This is a genomic window from Amylibacter sp. IMCC11727, assembly GCF_029854195.1.
GTDB lineage: Bacteria > Pseudomonadota > Alphaproteobacteria > Rhodobacterales > Rhodobacteraceae > Amylibacter.
Genome location: NZ_CP122960.1, coordinates 655,850 through 671,579 on the forward strand (window position 1 = coordinate 655,850; position 15,730 = coordinate 671,579).

Annotated in this window: 15 protein-coding genes; 14 read left to right on the forward strand and 1 reads right to left on the reverse strand. The window is 52.4% G+C overall.

What is annotated here, in order from left to right:
- Positions 1–83 precede the first annotated feature (83 nt).
- From QBD29_RS03420 to QBD29_RS03485, 14 genes are all read left to right on the forward strand, one after another.
- Entirely contained in the window at positions 84–1,775 is a 1,692-nt protein-coding gene (locus tag QBD29_RS03420; protein WP_280099922.1) for an AMP-binding protein, read from the forward strand.
- A 609-nt stretch (positions 1,776–2,384) separates the two neighbouring features.
- Positions 2,385–2,753 carry a 30S ribosomal protein S13 gene (gene rpsM, locus QBD29_RS03425; protein WP_280099923.1) on the forward strand — a complete coding sequence of 123 codons (369 nt, stop codon included), beginning with the start codon at positions 2,385–2,387 and terminating at the stop codon, positions 2,751–2,753.
- Between the two features lie 14 nt (positions 2,754–2,767).
- Entirely contained in the window at positions 2,768–3,157 is a 390-nt protein-coding gene (rpsK, locus tag QBD29_RS03430) for a 30S ribosomal protein S11 (protein ID WP_280099924.1), read from the forward strand.
- A 111-nt stretch (positions 3,158–3,268) separates the two neighbouring features.
- Entirely contained in the window at positions 3,269–4,285 is a 1,017-nt protein-coding gene (locus QBD29_RS03435) for a DNA-directed RNA polymerase subunit alpha (protein ID WP_280099925.1), read from the forward strand.
- Between the two features lie 145 nt (positions 4,286–4,430).
- Positions 4,431–4,850 carry a 50S ribosomal protein L17 gene (gene rplQ, locus QBD29_RS03440; RefSeq protein ID WP_280099926.1) on the forward strand — a complete coding sequence of 140 codons (420 nt, stop codon included), beginning with the start codon at positions 4,431–4,433 and terminating at the stop codon, positions 4,848–4,850.
- 152 nt (positions 4,851–5,002) lie between these two features.
- The gene (locus tag QBD29_RS03445) at positions 5,003–6,313 is read left to right on the forward strand and encodes a replication-associated recombination protein A (RefSeq protein WP_280099927.1); all 1,311 of its coding nucleotides are present in this window, start codon (positions 5,003–5,005) and stop codon (positions 6,311–6,313) included.
- Positions 6,314–6,524: 211 nt separating this feature from the next.
- Positions 6,525–6,902 carry a hypothetical protein gene (locus QBD29_RS03450; protein WP_280099928.1) on the forward strand — a complete coding sequence of 126 codons (378 nt, stop codon included), beginning with the start codon at positions 6,525–6,527 and terminating at the stop codon, positions 6,900–6,902.
- Positions 6,903–6,924: 22 nt separating this feature from the next.
- Positions 6,925–7,335, forward strand: coding sequence for a fluoride efflux transporter CrcB (gene crcB, locus QBD29_RS03455; protein WP_280099929.1), 411 nt, complete (start codon positions 6,925–6,927; stop codon positions 7,333–7,335).
- Complete coding sequence (locus tag QBD29_RS03460) at positions 7,332–8,384, forward strand: RluA family pseudouridine synthase (RefSeq protein ID WP_280099930.1); 1,053 nt, start codon at positions 7,332–7,334, stop codon at positions 8,382–8,384. Before crcB ends, QBD29_RS03460 begins: the two co-directional genes overlap by 4 nt.
- Before the next feature lie 2 nt (positions 8,385–8,386).
- Complete coding sequence (locus tag QBD29_RS03465; protein WP_280099931.1) at positions 8,387–9,103, forward strand: ATP12 family protein; 717 nt, start codon at positions 8,387–8,389, stop codon at positions 9,101–9,103.
- Positions 9,104–9,408: 305 nt separating this feature from the next.
- Positions 9,409–10,428, forward strand: coding sequence for an amino acid ABC transporter substrate-binding protein (locus tag QBD29_RS03470; RefSeq protein ID WP_280099932.1), 1,020 nt, complete (start codon positions 9,409–9,411; stop codon positions 10,426–10,428).
- A 145-nt stretch (positions 10,429–10,573) separates the two neighbouring features.
- On the forward strand, positions 10,574–11,791 hold the full coding sequence (locus tag QBD29_RS03475) for an ABC transporter permease subunit (protein ID WP_280099933.1): 1,218 nt from the start codon (positions 10,574–10,576) through the stop codon (positions 11,789–11,791).
- 1 nt (position 11,792) lies between these two features.
- Entirely contained in the window at positions 11,793–13,409 is a 1,617-nt protein-coding gene (locus QBD29_RS03480; protein ID WP_280099934.1) for an amino acid ABC transporter permease, read from the forward strand.
- A gap of 11 nt (positions 13,410–13,420) precedes the next feature.
- A complete protein-coding gene (locus tag QBD29_RS03485; RefSeq protein ID WP_280099935.1) occupies positions 13,421–14,212 on the forward strand; it encodes an amino acid ABC transporter ATP-binding protein in 792 nt (263 codons plus the stop codon).
- A gap of 93 nt (positions 14,213–14,305) precedes the next feature.
- Here QBD29_RS03485 and QBD29_RS03490 read toward each other — a convergent pair whose 3' ends face one another.
- On the reverse strand, positions 14,306–15,730 hold the full coding sequence (locus QBD29_RS03490) for a M20 family metallopeptidase (RefSeq protein ID WP_280099936.1): 1,425 nt from the start codon (positions 15,728–15,730) through the stop codon (positions 14,306–14,308).

The window sequence follows — 15,730 nt, forward strand, 5'->3', positions numbered from 1 at the left end:
GTGCCGCGTAAAGTAGTGGCAATTCAGTTTCTTTTGGTCTTAGGTGTGAAGCGGGAGACAATCAGCACCAAAGGGAGGCCGCCATGAACCAGCCGTGGACCAAGTATTTCTCAGAAGAAGCCAAGAATTTTGATCTGGCGAACATGGGTGCGCAGACCTTTTCCGCGTTGTGTGACACGGCGGCGGAAAAATATGCGTCCAAAACGGCGCTGACGACGATCTTGCCCACAGGGGCGGAAGCGTCGATTTCGTTCACGGAGCTGAAAGCCGAGGCAGAGGCCTTTGCGGTGTATCTGCGCGAGGTGCTGAAGCTAAACGCTGGGGACACGGTTGCGGTGATGACCCCCAATTGCATTGGGTTTGGTGTGGCTTGTATGGGGATCGCCAAGGCGGGCTGCATTAGTACAAATGTGAATCCGCTTTATACCGCGCCAGAGTTGGAGCATCAGCTGAACGACAGTTCGGCCAAGGTGCTGGTGATTATTGATCTGTTTGGGGACAAGGTGGGTGAGGTGGTTCACAAAACGGGTGTAGAAACCGTGGTGACCATGTCTTTGCTGGAATATTTTCCGGGGCTGAAGCGGGCAATTTTGGGTTTTGTGTTAAAGCGGGTGAAGAAGGTTATCCCTGACATGCGCACATCCCATGTGACGCTGAAATCGGCATTGGCGGCTGGTAAGGCCGCATCGGGGGATGTGGCCAGTTATACGGCGGATGTATCCCCTGATGATGTGGCGCTGTATCAGTATACCTCTGGCACGACGGGCCGCAGCAAGGGTGCGGAGCTGAGCCATCGTTCTGTGATTGCCAATGCCTATCAGGCGGAACTGATGACTGAGGATTTGATGAGCGGACAGGGGGAAACCGTTCTGGTGATCCTGCCGCTCTATCATATCACGGCGTTTTCGCTGATCTTTATTGCGGGGCTGCGCACAGGGGCACATAGCGTTTTGGTGCCAAGTCCGCGTCCGCCATCGAACCTGAAAGCGGCGTTTGAAAAGCACAAGATTACATGGTTCACGGGAATCAACACCCTTTATGCGGCGCTGTTGGTGGAAGATTGGGCCAAGAAAGAGCTGTTTGAAAACGTGCGGTTCTGTGGGTCCGGTGGGGCGGCGCAAACCACGGGTGTGGCCATGAAATGGGAAGAAAAGATGGGCGTGCCAATCCGTCAGGGCTGGGGCATGACAGAATGTTGTGGTGTGATGACGTTCAATCCGTCCGAGGACAACCGTTTGGGGTCGGTTGGGGTTCCTGTGCCAGGGATGGACGTGCGTATTGTGGACGACAATGGCAATGATGTGTCCAATGGAGAGCCAGGCGAAGTGATTGGGCGTGGGCCGACGATTATGAAGGGATATATCAACCGCCCCGATGCTACGGCGGAAACCATTGTGGATGGTTGGCTGCATTCAGGTGATATCGGCGTGATGGACGCGGACGGGTATATTGAGATCGTGGATCGTAAAAAGGATATGATCCTAGTGTCAGGCTTTAACGTGGCCCCGAATGAGGTGGAGGACACGATTTCCACCATGGAAGGTGTCGTGCAAGTGGGGGTTGTGGGGTATCCAGACGACAAAACAGGCGAAGCGGTTGCCGCGTTTGTTGTTCGTGCGGATGACAGCGTGACCGAAGAAACGGTGCGCATGACGTGCAAAGCGGGGCTGACGAATTACAAGGTTCCCAAGCGGGTTGAGTTTGTGGATGAGGTGCCTGTGACGCTTTCGGGCAAGGTACTGCGGCGGGAGTTGCGGGATACGTATTTGGGGTGAGATGAATGAAAACCTAACTGGTCTAAAACCAGTTAGGTTTTGTTGCCTTTATCTATTTATTTTTTACGATTAGTACTAATTTTAAGGGCTATGAATCGCCTGTAGAATGTTAAAACGAAAATTATTTTGACGAGGTAAGACATGATTGAAGCACTTGTTATTTTTGCAATCTGCTATTTTATTGCATCGAAACTCTTTGGCTCGGGAAGTAAAAGCTCGTCGAACGGGTGTTGCAGCAGTCCAGATATACGAGATTCACACAGCCCGAGGTATTCGAGTAAGTGTAGAAATTGTGGGACAGATTTTCCTTAGAAGAAGAAAAATCGAAATTGAGATTTCGAAAGCCTTTTTAGATGGAGAGCAAAAAATTCGTATAAGGGCTAGTATTGTTTCTACAAGGTAGTTTTCCATTTTCACCCATCCCCACTTGACGAAACGCCGCTTCCCCCGTATGGCACAGCTTCCTTAATGAATCGGTCACTTTTCTCCCTATGGGTGATTCGGCCTTAACGTTCAGGAAAATCGGCCCGACGCCGTGGTGGTGTTGGGCTTTTGTTGTGAAAAAAGGTTCCGGAGATACGGAACCGCAACCTTGAAGGAAGATGCACTTTGGCACGTATTGCTGGCGTGAACTTGCCGACCCACAAACGGGTCCCAATCGCCCTCACATATATTCACGGTATCGGACACACATCCGCTGCTAAGATTTGCGAAGACACTGGTATCGACGTAACTCGTCGTATCAACGAGCTTTCCGATGCGGAAATCTTGAAAATTCGTGAAAACATCGATGCGAACTTTGACGTAGAAGGTGATCTGCGTCGTGAAGTTTCCATGAACATCAAACGTCTGATGGACCTTGGCTGCTATCGCGGTCTGCGTCACCGTCGCGGTTTGCCCGTTCGTGGTCAGCGCACACACACAAACGCACGCACTCGTAAGGGCCCAGCCCGCGCGATTGCTGGCAAGAAGAAATAAGGAGGGCTTGATCAATGGCACGTGAAAAACTGCGCGTTAAGAAGAAGATCAAGAAGAACATCACCACTGGTGTTGCTCACATCAACTCTTCTTTCAACAACACAAAGATCCTGATCGCAGATGCCCAAGGCAACGCAATCAGCTGGTCTTCTGCTGGCACAATGGGCTTCAAGGGCTCGCGTAAATCCACACCTTATGCAGCACAGATGGCTGCAGAAGATGCTGCGAAAAAAGCGCAAGAGCACGGCGTGAAAACGCTGGAAGTTGAAGTGCAAGGTCCAGGCTCTGGTCGTGAAAGCGCATTGCGCGGATTGGCGTCTGCAGGGTTTAACATCACATCTATTCGTGACGTGACCCCGATTGCCCACAACGGCTGTCGCCCGCCAAAGCGTCGTCGGGTTTAATCCTGACAAGAATTCTTGCGGAACCGTTCATGAGGACGGTTCCGGATTTTTAAATACCCTCGGGTGTTCCCGATCAACCGGATCCGGTCGGCGAACGAGAATGGAGGCACTATGATCCATAAGAATTGGCAAGAGCTTATCCGTCCAACACAATTGGACATCAAACCAGGTGGCGACCCGCTGCGTCAGGCAACATGTGTTGCTGAACCGCTCGAGCGTGGCTTTGGTCTGACACTCGGCAACGCGCTGCGTCGTGTTTTGCTGTCATCCTTGCAGGGTGCGGCGATCACATCCGTACAGATCGACAACGTTCTGCACGAGTTTTCATCCGTTGCGGGTGTACGTGAAGACGTCACAGACATCGTTCTGAACCTCAAGGGTGTGGCTGTGGCCATGGAAGCAGAAGGCACCAAGCGCGTGTCTATTGCAGCCAAAGGCCCAGGCATTGTGACTGCTGGTGATATTTCTGAAACTGCGGATATCCAAATCCTGAACAAAGACCACGTGATCTGTCACTTGGACGATGGCGCAAGCCTGTTCATGGAAATGACTGTGGAAACAGGCAAAGGCTATGTTGCAGCGGACAAGAACCGCCCAGAAGATGCACCGATTGGTTTGATCCCAATTGATGCGCTGTTCTCACCTGTTGTGAAAGTGTCTTATGACGTTCAGCCAACACGTGAAGGTCAGGTTCTGGACTACGATAAGCTGACACTGAAACTGGAAACAGATGGCTCCATCAGCCCAGAAGACGCGGTGGCCTTTGCTGCGCGCATTCTGCAAGATCAACTGTCTGTGTTCGTCAACTTCGACGAGCCAGAAAGTGCATCCCGTCAGGAAGAAGAAGACGATCTGGAATTCAACCCGCTCTTGCTCAAGAAAGTGGACGAGTTGGAATTGTCAGTGCGGTCTGCAAACTGCCTGAAGAACGACAACATCGTTTACATCGGCGATCTGATCCAAAAGACCGAAGCAGAAATGCTGCGCACGCCAAACTTTGGCCGCAAGTCTTTGAACGAGATCAAAGAAGTGCTGACAGGCATGGGCTTGCACCTCGGTATGGATATCGTGGACTGGCCACCGGACAACATCGAAGATCTGGCCAAGAAGTACGAAGACCAGTTCTAAAAGTTAGGCAGCGGCCCCGGAGTAAATCCGGGGCGGTTGTTGGTTAAAATGCCCGCAAATGGCGGGGAACATCTGGCAATAATGCCCAAGGAGTGTGAGACCCAACGCAGGCTCACCAGACAAAGCATAGAGAAGGAAGACTGAAATGCGTCACGCACGTGGTTACCGCCGCCTAAACCGGACACACGAACATCGTAAAGCGTTGTTCTCCAACATGGCTGGCTCGCTCATTGAGCATGAACAAATCAAAACAACTTTGCCAAAAGCAAAAGAACTGCGCCCGATCGTTGAAAAAATGATCACACTGGCAAAACGCGGTGACTTGCACGCGCGCCGTCAGGCCGCGGCAAAGTTGAAAGAGGACAAGTACGTTTCCAAATTGTTTGACGTTCTTGGCCCACGTTACGCGGAGCGCCAAGGCGGCTATATCCGTGTGATGAAAGCTGGCTTCCGTTACGGCGACATGGCCCCAATGGCGATCATCGAATTTGTTGATCGTGATGTGGATGCCAAAGGCGCGGCTGACAAAGCCCGCGTTGCAGCCGAGATGGATGCAGAAGAATAAAAACACCGAAGAATTCGGGACAGTGGAACCCCCGCAGCGACGTGATCGCTGCGGGGGTTTTTCTTTGAGTATTTGCAGAACAAAGAAGCTGGGTGCAGGTGCTTTACCTTTTGGGGGTGTGCGTTCAGAATACTGTGTGATTGAGAGGGCAGATGGCCGATTTATTTGACAGTGTGGAACCGAGCGCGGCAGGCGGAAAGCCTGCACCGTTGGCGGATCGGCTGCGGCCTGCCACGTTTTCCGATGTGATCGGGCAGCAGCATTTATTGGGCGAAGAGGGTGCGCTGCGCGTGATGCTGGAAAGTGGGAACCTGTCGTCGATCATTTTCTGGGGCCCCCCTGGGGTTGGGAAAACCACGCTGGCAAAGCTGTTGGCAGATGAGACCGAGATGGAGTTCGTGCAGATTAGCGCGATCTTTTCTGGTGTGGCGGACCTAAAGAAAGTGTTTGAAGCGGCAAAGCTGCGGCGGCAAACAGGGCGGGGCACGTTGCTGTTTGTGGATGAGATTCATCGGTTCAACAAAGCGCAGCAAGACGGATTTTTGCCCCATATGGAAGACGGGACCATTGTGCTGGTGGGGGCCACAACCGAAAATCCGTCGTTTGAATTGAACGCGGCGGTGATGAGCCGAAGTCAGGTTATGGTGCTGGAGCGCCTGACCTTGGCGGATTTGGAGTTGATGGCGCAGCGGGCGGAAAAACTGGTAGACCGCGCGTTGCCGTTAATGGCGGATGCGCGAGAGGCGGTTTTGGAAATGGCCGATGGGGATGGCCGTGCGCTCATTAACATACTGGAGCAAGTGTTTTCGTGGAATGTGACCAGCAAGGTCAAACTGGAAGATTTGCAAAAACGTTTGTCGCGTCGCGCACCAAAGTACGACAAATCGGGTGAGGAGCATTACAATCTGATTTCTGCTTTGCACAAATCCGTGCGCGGATCGGATCCTGATGCGTCGATGTATTGGTTTTGTCGTATGCTTGAAGGGGGCGAGGACCCACGGTTTTTGGCGCGCCGAATCACGCGCATGGCTGTGGAGGATATCGGGCTGGCGGACCCGCAAGCCCAGCATGTATGTTTACAGGCGTGGGAAACGTATGAACGGTTGGGGTCGCCCGAGGGGGAGTTGGCCTTAGCTCAAGCGGTGATTTACATCGCGCTGGCGCCGAAATCTAACGCGACTTATGTGGCATATAAAGCTGCGCGCAATGCGGCAAAGAAGACGGGTTCAGAGCCACCGCCAAAGATCATCCGCAATGCGCCAACACAGTTGATGAAAGACGAAGGCTATGGTGCGGGATATCAATACGATCACGATGCCGAAGACGGGTTTTCGGGCCAGAATTATTTCCCCGACGATATGAAGCGGGGCATTTACTATATCCCTGTGGATCGCGGATTTGAGCGAGAGCTGAAAAAACGAGTCGATTATTTTTCTAAACTGCGCAGTTCCAAAGAGTCCTGACGCATTGTTTAATTCAAGGCGTTTCGCCTGCTGTCCTGAGGATATTAGGTATTCGGTGCGTGGCGAAATTGACCTTTACGTAAAATCAACTCTAAATAACTGTACTTCCTGAAAATTGAGGTTAAAACACTTTAGAGTTGATTGGGTCGTTATTGGGAAGAACGGCTTTTTGTGGCGCGATTTTTCGCGTTTGCAGGAAGCAGAGATTTAAATGCTTCGTCTTTTATTCATTTGTCAGTGTAAACCCGTGCAGACCAAAGCACAGGTTCGATTGGTGCAAAGAGATGTGTGGCGACGCTGTGAAAATAAAAAGTTTGGCGGATTTCTAGTACGCAAAGGTCACTTTTTGATCGGCCTGTTTGAAGCCACCCCCAAAAACGCCATTGGCCAAGTGGAGCATATGATCCGCAAGCATGGTGTTCAATCCGTGCATGTTGTGCGCGAAACACCCATCGAAAAACGGGAATGGACCACGTGGTGTTCGCAGTATGAACGGCTCGAAGATGTTCCACATTCCGACACGTTAAACCTCGCGGGCCTTGCGCAGAATATCATGGATGCGGTAGAGGCGAGCGACAGCATCACCTGAATCCCTTAGGTGAGCATGGAGCATGTGCGGTATTTCTATTGCACTGTGGTTGGCGATGAATGTGATCTTGCAAATAGCATTGGGTGGCGCGCTTGGCGCGGTGCTGCGCTATGCCTCGGTTCAGGGGGCGGTGCGGCTGTTTGGTCTTGGCACGCCTGTTGGCACGGTGTTTGTGAACATCCTTGGGTCTTTCCTGATGGGGGTGATCGCCGTTTGGATGTTGGAACGGATTGGTGAGCCGCGGTTTGCGCCTTTCTTAATGGCGGGCTTGTTGGGCGGGTTCACAACGTTCTCTGCCTTTTCCCTTGATGCGATCAATCTCTGGGAACAGGGGCGGCAAATGGCAGCCATGATCTATGTGACAGGATCGGTTTTTGGTGCGATCATAGCCTTATTGGTAGGAGTTTTAACAATGCGGGCGGTATTGGCATGAGTGGTACAGGTGTGCAGCATATTGCGGTGGCAGATGATGCCGCGGAACAACGTGTGGATCGTTGGATCAGGCGGATGTTTCCCCATGTCAGCCAAGGGCGCGTTGAAAAGATGTGTCGCAAAGGGGATTTGCGCGTGGATAAAGGTCGCGTAAAGGCCAGCACGCGTTTGCAACCTGGTCAGATTGTGCGTGTGCCGCCGCTGCCGGATGCGGATCGGCCTGCGCCAAAGCCAGAGGCGTTTGTATCGGATGCAGATGCGCGCATGTTGCGCGATGCGGTGATTTACAAGGATGATGATATCATTGTGTTGAACAAACCTGCGGGTTTGCCAGTGCAGGGTGGGTCAGGCCAGACACGACACATTGATGGCATGGCGGATGCTTTGCGGTTTGATTTGGATGCGAAACCCAAGCTGGTGCATCGGTTGGACAAAGACACAAGCGGCGTATTTGTGATGGCTCGCACAGGGCGGGCCGCAGCGGGCTTGGCCAAGAGTTTTCACCTTCGCAACACGCGCAAGATTTACTGGGCTGTTGTGGCAGGTAATCCGATGCCAAAGGTCGGGACCATTCGGTATGGATTGGTCAAAGCGTCAGGGCATGGCCCAAATGGGGCAGGTGAACGCATGCATTGTATTCACCCTGATGCCATTGATGAGACACCAGGCGCAAAACGGGCCACCACGGATTTTGCGGTGATTGAAAGCATGGGACAGCGGGCGGCGTGGGTTGGGCTCGCGCCGATCACTGGGCGCACCCACCAACTGCGCGCGCACATGGCCGAGATGGGGCACCCGATTGTGGGTGACGGGAAATACGGCGGCAATGCGCAAACAAATGAAGGTGATGGTTGGGGGGCGCAACTGGGTGGTGAAATCAGCCGCAAGCTGCATTTGCACGCACGCACGCTTAAGATCACGCATCCTGTGACGGACAAAGTGATGATCTTCACTGCGCCGCCGCCAGAGCATATGAAACGCACATTGGACATGTTTGGGTTCAATCTGGCCTATGCGCCAGAAGATCCCTTTGAGTATTACGAGGGTTAATTGTGAGCTTTCTGAAAAAGAAACGGTTTTGGACCGACGTTGCTGTTGTAGGCAGTACGGGTGGATTTGTGGTGCATCTGGATGGGCGGGTGCTCAAAACACCAGCAAAAAACGATTTAAATGTGCCAACGCGCGCTGCGGCGGATTTGATCGCAGCGGAATGGGCGGCGGTGGATGAAACGGTTGATCCAACGGTCATGCCCGCCACGCAATGGGCCAATGTTGCCATAGATCGTGTTGGCGAAAAACACGCCGATGTTGTTGAGATGCTGGCCGCGTATGGAGGCAGTGATTTGCTGTGCTACCGCGCCACCAGCCCAGAAGAATTGATTGCCCGTCAAGCGGCGGTTTGGGATGGCCCACTGGCATGGGCAGAAGCGCGGATAAAGGCGCCTTTGACCGTGACCAATGGTGTGATTCCAGTGGATCAGCCGAATCAGTCTTTGCAAAATTTGCATGCCGAAGTGGCCCAAATGGAGCCTTTCACGCTTTCTGCGTTTCATGATCTTGTACACATTTCAGGGTCTTTGGTGCTGTCTCTTGCGATTTTTCATAAAGAAATGAGCGTTGAAGAGGCTTGGAACGCGTCTCAGGTGGATGAAATCTGGCAAAACGAGATTTGGGGCGAAGATGAAGAGGCAACGGCGGCCACTGCAACGAAGCGTAAGAGCTTTGTCTTTGCGTCTAATTTGTTGGAATCTGTGCGTGAGTGCGCGTAAACGCTACGATTTGGGTCATGATTGCTTACTTAATGGCCTAAACTGACAAAACATGAGTGTTTTGACGCGCTGTGCTTCCTTACGTTCTTTCACAGGTGCGGTTTTTAAGGTCAGTGATTGCGACCCATTGGGTGCCGTAAGGTAAATAAGCACCAGTAACAAAAGATGAAAACTCCTTGACCTCAACGGGTTGCGCGAACATGATGGAGCCTACCTTTTTGGCTATTGCCAAAAGGGTGGGAGAACGCCGCTCACACGCGCGGCACGCCGTTCGACCATGAACGGTTCATCAGGAAGAGGTAAAAATGAAAAAATCAACATTCGTCGGCACTTTGGCCGCTGCAACGTTTGCAGCTGGTTTCGCTGCTGCTGGCACACTCGACGACGTCAAAGCTAAAGGTTTCTTGCAGTGTGGTGTTTCCACCGGTCTCGTAGGCTTTGCTGCTGCTGACGCAAACGGCAACTGGGATGGTTTTGACGTAGCTGTATGCCGCGCTGTTGCGGCCGCTGTACTCGGCGATCCACAAGCTGTTAAATTCACACCAACAACTGGTAAGACACGCTTCACAGCGCTGGCTTCTGGTGAAGTTGACATGTTGGCACGTAACACAACATGGACATTCTCACGTGACGTTGACCTGAAATTCACTTTCGTAGGCGTTAACTACTACGACGGTCAGGGCTTCATGGTTCCAAAAGAGCTGGGCGTTGCATCTGCAAAAGACCTGGACGGCGCAACTGTATGTATCCAAACTGGTACAACAACAGAGCTGAACTTGGCGGACTTCTTCCGTACAAACAACATCTCTTACGAGCCTGTTCCAATCGAAACAAACGCAGAAGCACAACAGCAGTATCTGGCTGGCGCTTGTGACGTTTACACAACTGACGCATCTGGTTTGGCTGCGACACGTGCAACTTTCGAAGATCCTGCTGCACACGTTCTGCTGCCAGAAATCATCTCCAAAGAGCCACTCGGCCCGCTGGTACGTCACGGCGATGACCAATGGGGTGACATCGTTCGCTGGACATTGAACGCATTGGTAGCAGCGGAAGAGCTGGGCGTAACATCTGCAAACGTTGCTGAATCAGCAGCTGCAGCTGGCAACAACCCAGAAGTAAACCGTTTGCTCGGCACTGAAGGCAACCTCGGCGAGCAGCTGGGTCTGTCCGCAGACTGGGCTAAGAACGCTATCATGGCTGGTGGTAACTACGGTGAAATCTTCTCGAAGAACATCGGTGAATCCACTCCGATCGGTCTGGCTCGTGGCCTGAACGCTCAGTGGACAGATGGTGGCCTGATCTACACGCCTCCATTCCGCTAATATATTGAGAAGGGCGCAACTTCGGTTGCGCCCTTTTTTTCTGCTACTTGAACTACACAAAAATTAAGGTGCAATCAGTTCGCCACGTCCTGCCCGTGGAGTTGGAAATTGCCACCAATGGAACAGACAAAGGGAGCGTAGACACATGTCTGCAATAACCGATCCTCCAAAGGGCGGCTTCCAATTTAGTCAACTAATCTACGACACGCGTTACCGATCCATGACGATTCAAATCGTTGCGCTGGTGTTGTTTTTGCTTGGCGTATTTTGGTTGCTGAACAATGCGGCGCAGAACCTTGCGGCCTTGGGAAAACCTCTTGGCTTTAGCTTTCTAGGCGAAGCCGCGGGTTATGATATTAACCAGAAGCTCATCGAATATAACAACCAGATGTCGCATGGTCGTGCTGCGTTGGTTGGGGTTCTTAACACATTGTTGGTTGCGGTCTTAGGCTGCTTCCTTGCAACGATGTTAGGTGTGATTATTGGCGTGCTACGTTTGTCCAGCAACTGGATCGTGGCGCGGATCATGACCGTTTACATCGAAGCCTTCCGCAATGTGCCAGTGCTGTTGTGGATTGTTTTGATGATGGCGATCTTCATCGAGAACTTGCCAACACCCAAAGCGTTTCGCGGAGACAACGCGACGGCGTCGATGTGGTTCTGGGACACGGTTGCGTTTACGAACCGTGGTTTCTACCTACCGAAACCAGATTTCTTGTCTGGGTCGATGGTCGTAGTCATCGTATTCTTGTTGTCCATTGTTGGTGTTTTCGTTTTCCGTCGTTGGTCGCGCAAGCGGCAAGAGGCGACAGGGGAAATCCTGCCGAACTTTTGGATCAGTTTGGGTATCCTTGTGATCCCAACTTTGCTCGTTTACTTTGTGATGGGCCGTCCAATCGGATTGGAATCCCCTGAATTGAAAGGTTTTAACTTCAAGGGTGGCATTTACATGCGGAACTCCTTGATCGCGCTGACCTTGGCGCTTGCGCTTTACACGGCGGCCTTTATTGCCGAAATCGTGCGCGCAGGGATCATGGCGATTAACAAGGGACAGTCCGAAGCTGCCTTTGCGCTGGGCCTGCGGCCTAATCGGACAATGAACTTGATCATTCTGCCACAAGCGCTGCGCGTTATCATTCCGCCGCTGATTTCCAACTATCTGAACCTGACCAAAAACTCGTCTCTGGCGATTGCGGTGGGGTACATGGATATCACGGGTACTTTGGGTGGTATCACGTTGAACCAGACAGGCCGTGAAATGGAATGTTTGTTGATCCTTATGGCAATTTACCTTGCGATCAGTCTGACCATTTCAACGATCATGAACTGGTACAATGAATCTGTAAAATTGAGGGAGCGTTGATATGAGCGATATTGGTTATGTTCGCACAGAGATGCTGCCGGAACAGGCGCCGCCTAATGCGACGTCTGGGCCGATCAAATGGATACAAGACAACCTGTTTAACGGTGTTTTGAATTCGATCCTGACAGTCTTGTCGATTGTGTTCCTATATTATGTCCTGAGCATTGTTCTGCCATGGATTTGGAACGGCTCTTGGACGGCTGGTTCATTGAAAGAATGTCGCGAAGTGATCGCCGCAGCAGCGGGTGATCATGCGGGTGGCCATGGTCACGGCGCGGCCTGTTGGGCTGTTATCCGTGAGCGGTATTTGCAGCTGATTTATGGGTTCTATCCGTCGGAGTTGTACTGGCGTCCGAACCTTGCGTTTATCGGGATGTTGGTTGCGTTGCTGCCAATCCTGTTTAGCAATCTTCCGCGCAAGATGCTGTGGTTCTCTGCTTGCTATCCTTTCTTGGCGTTCTGGCTGTTGTGGGGCGGATCAATCTTTGTCCCACTCGGGATCATGGTTGGTTTCGTGTTGGGCTACGCGTGGATGCAAGTTCTGGGGAAACGCTTTGGCTCCATTGTTGGTGTGATCGCGGCGATCCTTGCCCCCGTTTTGTGGTGGGGTCTTGCGGTTGGTCCAATTGACACAGCGTTGTCGGGTATGGTTGCAAATTCTCGGATGGATACAGTGCCAGCCAAGCTGGAGCGCGAGATCGAGGCTATGACGTCCATTAACTTGCAAGAAGAAGAGAATGGTTTGCCAAAAACGCAAACGTTCACGCTGGACGCAAAAAAGGCGCAGCTGAATGCGTTCAATAACCTTCCGATCCTTCCAGCAAAGGTAGAAGCCGCTGAAGCAGCTTTGTCGGAAGGCGTGGCGCAAGGTGTGACAGGTGAAGACTTAGAAAAGCTGGAAGCAGCGGTATCTAATGCCAAAAACGAGCTAGCGTTGACGAAACGCACAGCGGGACGCATTGGTCTCATCCCTGTTGAATCCGCAAAGTTCGGTGGCTTTATGCTGTCGATCATCATTGGTGTGACGGGCATTGTTCTGTCGTTGCCATTGGGGATTTTGCTCGCGCTTGGGCGTCAAACAAACCTGTTTATCGTGAAATCTTTGTGTGTGGGCTTTATCGAGTTCATTCGCGGTGTTCCACTGATCACCTTGTTGTTTGTGGCTTCAACCCTGTTGAACTACTTCCTGCCGCCCGGCACGACGTTTGACATCATCTTGCGTGTTGTCATCATGGTAACGCTGTTTGCTGCGGCCTATATGGCCGAGACAATTCGGGGTGGTTTGGCGGCGTTGCCAACAGGCCAGTACGAAGCAGCAGATGCGCTGGGTTTGGATTATTGGAAAGCGACGCGGCTGATCATCATGCCGCAAGCCCTGAAGATTTCCATTCCTGGGATCGTTTCAAACTTTATCGGGTTGTTCAAAGACTCTGTGTTGGTGTCTATCATTGGTTTGATGGATCCAATCGGTCTGACCAACAACATTCGTGCAGATGCAAACTGGAACGGCATCGTGTGGGAGCTTTACGGCTTTATCGCGCTGTTGTTCTTCATCGCTTGTTTCAGCATGTCCCGTTATTCCATGTATCTTGAGCGCAAGCTTAAGACTGGCCACTAAGGAGCCACATTATGTCAACAATAGCTTCTGATCGTGAAATCGATCGCTCTAACATGAACGTCTCTGATGAGGTGGCGATTCAGATCAACAAGATGAACAAGTGGTACGGCGCGTTCCACGTTCTGCGCGACATTGATATGACCGTGCAGCGCGGCGAACGGATCGTTATTGCGGGGCCATCTGGGTCCGGTAAATCCACGCTCATCCGCTGTATCAACCGTCTGGAAGAGCACCAGCAAGGCGACATCATCGTAGATGGTATCGAACTGACGTCTGATCTGAAAAACATCGACAAAATTCGGCGCGAGGTTGGCATGTGCTTTCAGCACTTTAACCTGTTCCCGCATTTGTCGATCCTAGAGAACTGTACGCTTGCGCCTATGTGGGTTCGCAACATTCCAAAGAAAGAAGCCGAAGAAACGGCGATGCATTTCTTGGAAAAAGTGAAAATCCCAGAGCAAGCGGATAAGTTCCCAGGGCAATTGTCTGGTGGTCAGCAGCAGCGTGTGGCGATTGCCCGTTCGCTGTGTATGCGCCCACGGATCATGTTGTTTGATGAGCCGACATCGGCGCTGGACCCTGAGATGATTAAAGAGGTTCTGGATACGATGGTAGAGCTGGCCGAAGAAGGCATGACCATGTTGTGTGTGACGCACGAGATGGGCTTTGCCAAACAGGTTGCCAACCGCGTTATCTTTATGGACCAAGGTCAGATCGTGGAGCAGAACGAACCCGAAGAGTTCTTTAACAATCCGCAATCAGAACGCACGAAACTGTTCTTGAGCCAGATTTTGGGTCACTAAGGTTTCAGTGCTTAAAGAATTGAAAAGCCCCGCCATTGAGCGGGGCTTTTTGTTGCGGTGTTGGGATTTGGATATTTTTGGCCAGAAGAAAACTTAGGGTGCGGTTTTGATCGGTGGCATCGTGTCATCTGGGATCGGGCAGACGTAAGGAGTTTTTTGAAGCTGCGCTTGGTGTTCGGCCTTTGCGGCCGCCAAGGCATCGGGGTTTTCGATCAATGCGCGGCCTGTGGCTGCCATGACTTTGGCCGCGTGAATAAGCCCCTTGTGTGCAATCGGTGTTTTACCGTGCGCCACCACCTGCCATGTATGAAACGGCGTGCCGAGCGTCCATGTGGTACCCCATAATTGCACTGTGGGCACGGCCCAGCTTACATCGCCCACATCGGTGGACCCTGCCCGCACGTCACCATCCCGTTCAAGTGGATTGATCCAGTCGCACAAGGAAATGTCTTGGTCAGGGGCGGGGGTGTAATTGATCACGGCAAGGTTGCTGTCCACGGCTCCTTTGGGCAGGGTTGCTTGAATTTTGGCAGCAAAGGCACGATCCTCGGCATCGAAATCCGCTGGGCCGAGAGACTCCAATTCCGCCTGCATGACCTGTTCCAACGCGCGGTTGGGCAAGAGATTGGAAACGCCTGAAAACACTTTGCGTTCCAGCGTTGTTTCCGTCATCAGCGCCGCCCCTTGCGCAATTTTATCAACGCGGGCGATCAAGTCTTGGCAGCCTTGCAGATCAGGGTGGCGGATCAATTGGCGCACAGTTGCTTTGGCTTGGACCACATTTGGTGCTTCGCCCCCTGCGTTGAGGTAGGCGTAATGGACGCGGGCCGCATCGGGCATATGTTCGCGCAGATAGTTTACACCGATGTTCATCAATTCCACCGCGTCGAGCCCACTGCGGCCCATATCAGGTTCAAACGCCGCGTGGGATGCGATGCCATGAAACGTGTAATCTATGCGTGCGTTCGCAAGGCTCGGTTCTTGGTTCACAGCGGTGAATGGGGCGGGATGCCAGCTGATAGCCACATCCACATCGTCAAACAGCCCTTCGCGGACCATATAGGTTTTCGCGGCCCCCCCTTCTTCGGCGGGGCAACCGTAATAGCGCACGGTGGCCTTTATGTTGTTGGCCGCGATCCAATCTTTCAGCGCTGTAGCGGCAAGCATGGCCGCCGCGCCAAACATGTTGTGACCACAGCCGTGCCCGTGGGCGCCGTCTTCGATGGCGTTTGGTTCCGTTTTGCCTGAATGTTGTGACAACCCAGGAAGCGCGTCGTATTCCCCAAGAATGGCAATGACAGGGCCACCTGTGCCCGCTTCGCCGATTACCGCAGTGGGCAGGCCACCTGCATTGTCGGTGATGCGAAAGCCGTGCTCGGCCAATGTGTCGCGATGTGCGGCACAGGATTTGAATTCAGAATACAGGGTTTCTGGTGTGTCGAACACATCGTCGGACAGTTTAACAAAACGCTGTGCATGATCATCGGTCAGTTGCCAAATTGGGTTTTCGTTTTGCAT

What these genes read in the sequence shown, in the direction of transcription:
- crcB (WP_280099929.1), top strand. Translation starts at nt 6,925, where the DNA reads ATGTGCGGTATTTCTATTGCACTGTGGTTGGCGATGAATGTGATCTTG.
- QBD29_RS03445 (WP_280099927.1), top strand. Translation starts at nt 5,003, where the DNA reads ATGGCCGATTTATTTGACAGTGTGGAACCGAGCGCGGCAGGCGGAAAG.
- QBD29_RS03435 (WP_280099925.1), top strand. Translation starts at nt 3,269, where the DNA reads ATGATCCATAAGAATTGGCAAGAGCTTATCCGTCCAACACAATTGGAC.
- QBD29_RS03450 (WP_280099928.1), top strand. Translation starts at nt 6,525, where the DNA reads ATGCTTCGTCTTTTATTCATTTGTCAGTGTAAACCCGTGCAGACCAAA.
- rplQ (WP_280099926.1), top strand. Translation starts at nt 4,431, where the DNA reads ATGCGTCACGCACGTGGTTACCGCCGCCTAAACCGGACACACGAACAT.
- QBD29_RS03485 (WP_280099935.1), top strand. Translation starts at nt 13,421, where the DNA reads ATGTCAACAATAGCTTCTGATCGTGAAATCGATCGCTCTAACATGAAC.
- QBD29_RS03480 (WP_280099934.1), top strand. Translation starts at nt 11,793, where the DNA reads ATGAGCGATATTGGTTATGTTCGCACAGAGATGCTGCCGGAACAGGCG.
- QBD29_RS03460 (WP_280099930.1), top strand. Translation starts at nt 7,332, where the DNA reads ATGAGTGGTACAGGTGTGCAGCATATTGCGGTGGCAGATGATGCCGCG.
- QBD29_RS03475 (WP_280099933.1), top strand. Translation starts at nt 10,574, where the DNA reads ATGTCTGCAATAACCGATCCTCCAAAGGGCGGCTTCCAATTTAGTCAA.
- QBD29_RS03420 (WP_280099922.1), top strand. Translation starts at nt 84, where the DNA reads ATGAACCAGCCGTGGACCAAGTATTTCTCAGAAGAAGCCAAGAATTTT.
- rpsK (WP_280099924.1), top strand. Translation starts at nt 2,768, where the DNA reads ATGGCACGTGAAAAACTGCGCGTTAAGAAGAAGATCAAGAAGAACATC.
- QBD29_RS03490 (WP_280099936.1), bottom strand. Translation starts at nt 15,730, where the DNA reads ATGCAAAACGAAAACCCAATTTGGCAACTGACCGATGATCATGCACAG.
- QBD29_RS03470 (WP_280099932.1), top strand. Translation starts at nt 9,409, where the DNA reads ATGAAAAAATCAACATTCGTCGGCACTTTGGCCGCTGCAACGTTTGCA.